6 protein-coding genes are annotated in these 8,228 nt (G+C 38.4%); 5 read left to right on the top strand and 1 reads right to left on the bottom strand.

All coding sequences use genetic code 11. The annotated features are described in order from the left end of the window. Positions 1–566 precede the first annotated feature (566 nt). From HLH18_RS04375 to HLH18_RS04360, 4 genes are all read left to right on the top strand, one after another. Positions 567–1,916, top strand: a complete 1,350-nt coding sequence (locus HLH18_RS04375) for an aromatic acid/H+ symport family MFS transporter (protein WP_171545897.1) — start codon at positions 567–569, stop codon at positions 1,914–1,916. 112 nt (positions 1,917–2,028) lie between these two features. Further along, a complete protein-coding gene (locus tag HLH18_RS04370; RefSeq protein WP_214647264.1) occupies positions 2,029–2,994 on the top strand; it encodes a DUF3644 domain-containing protein in 966 nt (321 codons plus the stop codon). 77 nt (positions 2,995–3,071) lie between these two features. Then, positions 3,072–3,395: an ankyrin repeat domain-containing protein gene (locus tag HLH18_RS04365; protein ID WP_131289214.1), complete on the top strand. Its 324-nt coding sequence runs from the start codon at positions 3,072–3,074 to the stop codon at positions 3,393–3,395. A gap of 546 nt (positions 3,396–3,941) precedes the next feature. After that, positions 3,942–5,303 (top strand): MFS transporter, encoded by a 1,362-nt coding sequence (locus HLH18_RS04360; RefSeq protein WP_171545895.1) that lies wholly within the window; start codon positions 3,942–3,944, stop codon positions 5,301–5,303. Between the two features lie 303 nt (positions 5,304–5,606). Here HLH18_RS04360 and HLH18_RS04355 read toward each other — a convergent pair whose 3' ends face one another. Next, the gene (locus HLH18_RS04355; protein ID WP_171545894.1) at positions 5,607–6,299 is read right to left on the bottom strand and encodes a TIGR04219 family outer membrane beta-barrel protein; all 693 of its coding nucleotides are present in this window, start codon (positions 6,297–6,299) and stop codon (positions 5,607–5,609) included. A 148-nt stretch (positions 6,300–6,447) separates the two neighbouring features. On the opposite strand from HLH18_RS04355, the gene HLH18_RS04350 reads away from it, so the two are divergent. Next, complete coding sequence (locus tag HLH18_RS04350) at positions 6,448–7,893, top strand: aldehyde dehydrogenase family protein (protein WP_171545893.1); 1,446 nt, start codon at positions 6,448–6,450, stop codon at positions 7,891–7,893. Positions 7,894–8,228: the final 335 nt, after the last annotated feature.

Genomic DNA, 8,228 nt, shown 5'->3' with positions numbered 1-8,228 from the left:
AGAAGTGAAACCTCTTTGCGCTGATGGTAGTGTGGGGTTACCCATGTGAGAGTAAGTCATCGCCAGCTCATTCATTCTAAAATCCCCCTGACTCGTAGAGCAGGGGGATTTTTTTATGCCTATAAAAAAGCCAATGCATTTTATTTTAGTCGGATTTTGCTGAGCATCATATTAGATAAATATTTTTAGAATTTATTACGAGAAATTTCAAATAAATTTGATTAAAAAATAAACTAAAATAGGTCAAGACGCACTGAACATGAATGGCAATTTTTATACTCTTAAATTTTTATTATTACTTAGAATATATTAATAAAAATAAAACGATTAAAGTCAAAATTAATCAATTAGTCGAATATCACGGTAGTAAATAACGAACATTTCTTCATTTGTATATAAAATTAGTTATTTCAATACAATAAGATAGAATACATTTTATAAAGAAATACTCATATTCTTTAGTCTTATTGAGCATGTATTGTGTTGTCAGTATATTAACACATAAATGAAATTTAACTTAATAATCTTTATTAAGTATGGACAAGTACTCATGGGAGATGAGAACGATGACAACGGAAAAAATAGATGTAAATTCTGTAGTCGATAATGCGAAATTTACGCCTTTTCACTTCAATGTAGTTGCTTGGTGTTTACTCATTATCTTATTTGATGGCTATGATCTAGCAATTAATGGCGTGACTTTACCATTGCTGATGAATGATTGGGGCTTGAGTGCTGTTCAAGCAGGCATGTTAGCCAGTACGGCACTTGCGGGCATGATGTTTGGCGCAATGTTCTTTGGATCATTGGCGGACAAAATTGGTCGTAAAAAAGTGATCATGATTTGTATTGTACTGTTTAGCGGATTAACTTTTGCAGGTGGTTTTGCATCGAATCCGACTGAATTTGGTATTTTACGTTTCTTGGCGGGTCTAGGGATTGGCGGTGTGATGCCAAACCTTGTGGCTTTAACCTCTGAATATGCACCGCAAAAGATGCGTAGTACGCTGGTTACAACCATGTTTAGTGGTTATGCCGTGGGTGGCGTAATGGCTGCACTGTTGGGTTCATGGTTTACTCCAACTTATGGTTGGCAGGTAATGTTCTTTATTGCGGGCATTCCTTTATTTTTACTTCCGCTTATTTGGAAATTCTTACCTGAATCTTTAGCGTTTATGGTGAAGCAAAACAAACAGGAAAATGCACGTGCTATCGTGCGTCGTCTTGAGCCTTCACTTAAAGTTACAGAATCCACGATTTTTACTTTGCCACAAGAAAATGTGCCTGAAGCTGCAAACGTAGTGAGCTTGTTCCGTCGTGGACGTGCAACCAATACCTTATTGTTCTGGCTTGCATTCTTTACCTGTTTACTGACGATGTATGCGTTAAGCAGCTGGTTGCCTAAGTTGATGATGGCGGCTGGTTACTCGATGGATAACAGCTTGATGTTCATGATGGTGATGAATGTCGGTGCGGTAGTCGGTATTGTCGGCGGTGGTATCTTGGCAGATCGTTTCCACTTGAAACCAGTACTGATGTCTCTTGGGATTATGGGTGCGATTGTGATGAGCTTAATGGGCTTCCAATCGAATCAATTCCTTCTGTACATTTTGGTGTTCTTGGCAGGTGCAGCTTCAATTGGCTCGCAAATGCTTCTATATAGCTATGTTGCGCAATATTACCCGCTTGCTGTACGTTCGACGGGGATTGGTTGGTCTTCTGCGATTGGTCGTATGGGCGCGATTGTAGGTCCAATTTTAATTGGTGGCTTACTGGGTATGAACTTACCTGCGCACTTTAACTTTATGGCAGTTGGTTTACCGGTACTGATTACTGCGATTGCGGTTGCATTGATTATGAGTGAAGATGAATCTGAAAAGATTGGTTCAACTGAGCCAGCAGTTTCTAAAGCTTAAAAGATTAAGTTTGAAAAAGAAGCCTCCGAAAGGGGGCTTTTTTTATTTGTTAATATACTTATAATGAAAAAAATAATGAAATTAATAAGATATGAAATCTAGATCGAGATTAATGTTAGAAAAATCGATAGCTGCAATGCTGTCTGCTATCGAAATCTATAACAAACCAGATTTTAAATATCGAGAAGATACATTTGCAGTGTTATGTATCAATGCTTGGGAATTACTACTTAAAGCTCAAATTTTACATTTATCAAGTAATAAGCTGAATGCCATTTATAAGACTGAGTATAAAACCTTAAAAAGTGGAAAAAAATCTACATCATCAACGATTAAAAAAAATAGATCTGGTAATCCTATGTCAATTAATTTATTTGAAGCATATAAGATTATTACTAGTGAATTTGGATTAAAGATTGATAAGGTTGTATACGATAATTTGATAGCTCTAACAGAAATAAGAGACAATTCGATTCATTTTATAAATGACGACATCAATATAGCTATAAAGATACAAGAGTTGGGAACAGCGTCATTACAGAACTATTTACATTTAGTGAATGAGTGGTTTGGTAATGTATTAGCAAGGTACAATTTTTATTTAATGCCTATTTCTTTCTTTAGAGATTTTCAACATGCTCCTGGTATTGCACTAAACACTAATGAGAAAAATGTTCTAAATTACATAAAAAAATCTGAAGAAAAATATGATGAAAAGGATCTTGGAAATTATAATTTAACTCTTAGGATTGATCTTAAATTTCAAAAAGTTAAAAGTACTACAGGAATACCCGTTTCAATAACTAATGATCCAACGGCAACACTTGTACAACTGTCAGAAGAAGATATTAGTGATAAATATCCTTGGAACTATGATGTACTAAACACAAGATGTATTAAACGGTACTCTGATTTTAAAATAAATGGTAAATATCATGAAATCAGAAGAAAATTTGAGTCAGAGCAAAAATATGCATATCAAAGACTTTTGGATCCATCCAATCCTAATAGCTCTAAAAAGACATTTTATAATGCTAATATCTTAAAAGAATTTGATCAGTATTATGAAAAAAAATGAACCATAACTATCCTCAATAATTTTAAGTAAGTGTTATTTTAGTTGTTATCAAAGACCAGCAGATTTTAGGATAATTTATGAAACTCAACTCATTCTCTCCAATCCCCGAAGATGACGAAGAATTGCATCTTCCTGAACTTGTGTACTGGGCTTCACTTGGTGATCTTGAACAGGTGAGTGAAACCTTAAAGCAAGGCATTGACCCTAATTCTACCGATGATGAGGGTTATAGTGCTTTACAAGCAGCAGCTGAAAATGATCATTTGGAAGTTGTGAAGTTACTTGTCAGTAAAGGTGCTGATATTGATCATCGTAGTACATATACTGCATTGGAGCTTGCAGAAATGGCAGGAAATCAAGAAGTTGTTGCTTACCTAAAAAGCCTGGAAAGCCTACATTAATAATTTAATAAATTAATAAAAAAGCCCTAGATTGATAGGGCTTTTTTATATCAGTTGCTTCGGTATCACTTCGATCGTACTTCCTTCTCTCAAATTTTATTGCTGTTTTTACTTTGATAAAAATAGCGCTTCCTGATGTATTTAGAATATGAAACTTATCTGAATGAATATCTATCCCAATATAAACATTCTTTAATATTACCTAGGATTTAAGGGTGCATTTCAACGTATCCGTTCTTGTCATTTTAGGACTTTAGTCGGCAAACTCTGACAATCTTTCAATCAAATCATCTTTAGTCGGGTATAAAATTTTAAATTTTTAAGATATTGTTTTTTATAAATAAAATAAGTGTGAACTATAGTTCACAGCAAAATATGTAACAAAAAATCCTACTCTTAGCGTGTATTGTCCTGACATTTTATTCCAGATGGGATTTTACATACCTTCAAGGTATAGGTTTATGCCTTTCAAGTTGTGGACAAAATTCCACCAGAAACCCATTGTAGATTGAAATTATAAAGTCTCACAATTGGAGGTGAGTACTCATGACAGCAACAATAATGAATGTAAATGCTGTAGTAGATCAGGCCAAGTTCAAGTCATTTCACTTGAAACTTGTGCTTTGGTGTCTGTTTATTGTGTTATTTGACGGTTATGACTTAGCAATTAATGGCGTGGTTTTGCCCTTACTGATGCAAGAGTGGGGCATGAGTGCCGTGCAGGCAGGCATGTTGGCCAGTACCGCTTTGGCCGGCATGATGTTTGGCGCGATGGGCTTTGGCATGTTGGCAGATAAAATTGGCCGCAAAAAAGTGATTTTAATTTGCGTTTCAATGTTCAGCCTGTTTACTTTTTTAGGCGGATTTGCCACTAATCCCACAGAATTTGGAATATTACGCTTTGTTGCAGGTTTGGGCATTGGCGGTGTATTACCAAATTTAGTGGCTTTAACTGCAGAATATGCACCGCAACGTGTGCGCAGTACTTTAGTGACCACCATGTTCAGCGGCTATGCCATGGGCGGGATTATGGCAGCTTTGTGCGGAACATGGTTTACCGCAGACTATGGCTGGCAAATCATGTTCCAGATTGCGGTGATTCCTTTACTGTTTGTGCCATTGTTCTGGAAATTCCTGCCTGAATCTTTAATATTTCTGGTTAAAGCAAACAAACAAGATCAGGCGCGTAATTTTTTACAAAAAGTTGAGCCGACTGCGCAAGTATCTGCAAATACACAATTGGTTTTAGCTGCGACTGATCAAAGCGGAAGTACTTCAGTAAAAGAATTGTTCACTGAAAATCGTGCTGTAGGAACATTCCTGTTTTGGCTTGCATTCTTTATGTGCTTATTAATGCTTTATGCATTAGGCAGCTGGTTGCCAAAATTGATGATGGCAGCAGGTTATTCTTTAGGCAGCAGCTTAATGTTCTTACTGGCATTGAATATTGGAGCAGTGATTGGAACAATCAGTGGAGGGGTTTTAGCTGACCGCTTTGACTTTAAACGCGTTCTGATTGGTATGTTAACTGTAGGCGTACTTTCTTTAGTTGGATTAGGCTTCAATTCTCCACAGCCTGTTATTTATTTACTGGTGAGTCTGGCAGGTGCATCCTCAATTGGTAGCAGTATTTTGCTATACAGTTATGTTGCACAGTATTATCCGGTTGCAGTCCGTTCAACGGGTATTGGCTGGGCATCAGCAGTGGGCCGTACTGGGGCGATTGTAGGTCCAATCGTGATCGGCATGCTTTTGGGCATGGAACTGCCGCATAAATGGAATTTTATCGCTGTGGCTATTCCTGGAATTATTGGTGCACTTGCCATATTCTTTATCCGTCCAGCAAAATCGGCTGAAATTAAAGCTGAAGCAAAAGTTGTGGCATCTGCACGAGCTATACGTTCTTAAAGCAGTTCATCTACATAAGATAGATTTTTGTAAAACTTAAGCCTCCTTCGGGAGGCTTTTTTTCTGTATGAGATGAATTTGAGGCATGAAAAAAGCCCCATCATCCTGATAGGGCTTCTTCGTATTGGTGACTTAGGGGTATAACTCCTGTCGTACCTCACATCCTGATGCTCAAACTGATTATTATTGTTTTTAGTTTGGGAAACTTCCTGTTTCCTGATGAGTTAAATATAGGGTGAATCAAACGGCTTGAACAGCTGGCGTTTTCTGCAGTTCATGTAAGCTAAAGCGTACAACACTGCTTTAGAAATGCGCTTCTAGACCAATATAAGGTCCTTTAAATTTCAATTTCGCTTCCTGATTTGAACCTTCTTCCAGTTGAATATCCAAAATGCGATAACCGGCTTTAGCACCGACATCGACCAGTACCGTATCCACAAAATTATATTTGAGTTCTAGCTGAGCGTCGGTCACTTGTGTATCGGTTAACTTGGCAAAACTGGCTTCTGCTTTGGCACTCAAACCTGTAAAGGGCAGTTTTACCCCTGCTTCTGCATAGAGCATCGGTAAAGTTTCACTGACTTCAGTATTTTGGGTAAAGTTCTGCTGGAGATCTCCATCCAGTAATTTGGCACCGAAGCCCACATCGGCAGACACGACATTATCGAGTATTTCGTAATACAGAATAAAGTCTGAATAATCGAGATCGACCTGATGGCTTTTCACCCCTGCAAAACTCTGATCACTTTCAGCCTGTAGATTGCTATGTTTAATTTTTGCATTGGGCAAAAAGGGTACCGGGTGTTCTACGGCAACGGAAAATGACACGCTGTGATCATCTTCAAGTTGTGGTTGTGGAACTGCTGATGCTGGATTGCTTAAATCTGCACTGTAGTTCCAGTAATCAATGCTGGCTTTAACACCAATGAAATCGGCTTGTGCAGAGTTGAATGTACCAAGTCCAAGGATGAAGCAAAATAATTTGAGTGATTGCATGGATATCCTGAATATCTGATCTGTTATTTTTAGAAAATAATTTTGTTACTTAAATATAGTGAACTGCTGCCCAACTCAGCGCATCATATAGTGAATCAAAAAAAATTGCATTGTTGTTATTTCTAGAAAATGAAAGGAAAATTTTTACATGTTAGATAAAGCTGTAAAAGTGATTGATTATCCTCTGTATGTTGCAGGTAAAGCGGTTAAAACCGAGCAATGGCTTGAAGTAGAACATAAATATACGCATGAAGTTTATGCACGGGTCGCTTTGGCCAGTGAAAAAACCATCGAAAAAGCCATTCAATCCGCAGTAAAAGCGGAAAAAGAAATGGCAGCTTTGGAACCTTTTCAAAAACAAAAAATCTTGCTGCATTGTGTGAAACGCTTTAATGAAATGCGAGCGGAGTTGACAGAAATTCTGATTGCAGAAGGCGGAAAACCACGCAAGGCAGCTGCTGCTGAAGTGGAACGCTTAATTAATACCTTTCAAATTTCGGCCGATGCGGTCACCCAACTGGATGATGGACGCATGATTCCTTTGGCTGTGACAGCAGCCGCATCGGGTTATCAAGGCATGATGAAATATGCACCGGTTGGCGCAGTTTCATTAATTAGTCCGTTTAATTTTCCATTGAATTTAACCGCGCATAAAATTGCGCCTGCAATTGCTGCGGGTTGCCCATTTGTGCTTAAACCGGCGAGTTTAACCCCTATTTCAGCGTTGAAAATTGCCGAAGTTCTTGCTGAAACAGATTTACCCAAAGGTGCATTTTCGATTTTACCTTGTCCACGTGAACATGCCGATGTACTGGTCACCGATGACCGTTTCAAACTGCTGAGCTTTACCGGTTCCGATGTGGTCGGCTGGGATATGAAGGCACGTGCCGGGCGGAAGAAAGTCATTTTGGAGCTGGGGGGGAATGCTGCAGTCATGATTGAAGCGGATACTGAAATTACTGATGCTTTGGTGGATCGCTTGATTGGTGGTGCCTATAATCATGCCGGGCAGGTGTGCATTAGTGTGCAACGCATTTTAGTGCATGCAGATGTCTATGCCGAACTGAAGAAAAAACTGGTCGCCAAACTGAAAAAAATCAAAGCCGCTGATCCTGAGCTGGATAGCACGCTGGTCGGTCCGATGATTAAGGAATCTGAAGCGATCCGTCTGAAAAAATGGGTCGATAAGGCCATGAAAAAAGGCGCAAAACTGCTTGTCGGTGGTGAGCTGAACGGGGTGATGTTTGAACCGACTTTGCTTGAAAATGTCGATGCCTCTTTAGAAGTGTATAAAGATGAAGTGTTTGGACCAGTCGCGATTATTGAGAAATATAAAAGCTTTGAACAAGGCATAGACCGAATCAATAGCAGCCGCTTCGGTTTACAAGCAGGGGTGTATACCCAGAATCTGAATAAAATGCTCTATGCCTGGGATCATTTGCATGTCGGTGGCGTGATTATTAATGACATTCCCTCTTTCCGGGTCGATAACATGCCGTATGGCGGTGTAAAAGACTCCGGTCTGGGACGTGAAGGCGTGCAATATGCGATTCGTGATATGCAGGAAGAGCGTATTTTAGCGATTAAAAGATAAAAAAATTCAGGCAATCAGTGTATTGAAATACGCTGATTGCCATTGATTTAAGCAAAATAAAAAATCAGGTCACACTTTAAAAAAAGTGCGCGGACTTAAAAATGGGTTAAATCAGCCATATTTTGATCAATTCATAATTTATAGATTATAAAATTAAATAATCTCCGCAAAAACTACAGAAAAAGGCCCAAAAAGTGGGTATTGTTCAAGCATTGAAAGGCAAAAAGAAGCAAAAGACTTTAAGCAAGATTTTGTGATGACTGCCTGTTTGCAATTTAGGACAGAATGCTCAAAAGGCGTAGAACTAACTTCAGACATAAAAAGATTAATTTTTT

Source organism: Acinetobacter sp. ANC 5414 (assembly GCF_013004295.1).
Taxonomy (GTDB): domain Bacteria; phylum Pseudomonadota; class Gammaproteobacteria; order Pseudomonadales; family Moraxellaceae; genus Acinetobacter.
The sequence above is the reverse complement of the archived record's forward strand: the minus strand, read 5'-3'. Positions and strand labels throughout refer to the sequence as shown.

What these genes read in the sequence shown, in the direction of transcription:
- HLH18_RS04370 (WP_214647264.1), top strand. Translation starts at nt 2,029, where the DNA reads ATGTTAGAAAAATCGATAGCTGCAATGCTGTCTGCTATCGAAATCTAT.
- HLH18_RS04355 (WP_171545894.1), bottom strand. Translation starts at nt 6,299, where the DNA reads ATGCAATCACTCAAATTATTTTGCTTCATCCTTGGACTTGGTACATTC.
- HLH18_RS04360 (WP_171545895.1), top strand. Translation starts at nt 3,942, where the DNA reads ATGACAGCAACAATAATGAATGTAAATGCTGTAGTAGATCAGGCCAAG.
- HLH18_RS04375 (WP_171545897.1), top strand. Translation starts at nt 567, where the DNA reads ATGACAACGGAAAAAATAGATGTAAATTCTGTAGTCGATAATGCGAAA.
- HLH18_RS04350 (WP_171545893.1), top strand. Translation starts at nt 6,448, where the DNA reads ATGTTAGATAAAGCTGTAAAAGTGATTGATTATCCTCTGTATGTTGCA.
- HLH18_RS04365 (WP_131289214.1), top strand. Translation starts at nt 3,072, where the DNA reads ATGAAACTCAACTCATTCTCTCCAATCCCCGAAGATGACGAAGAATTG.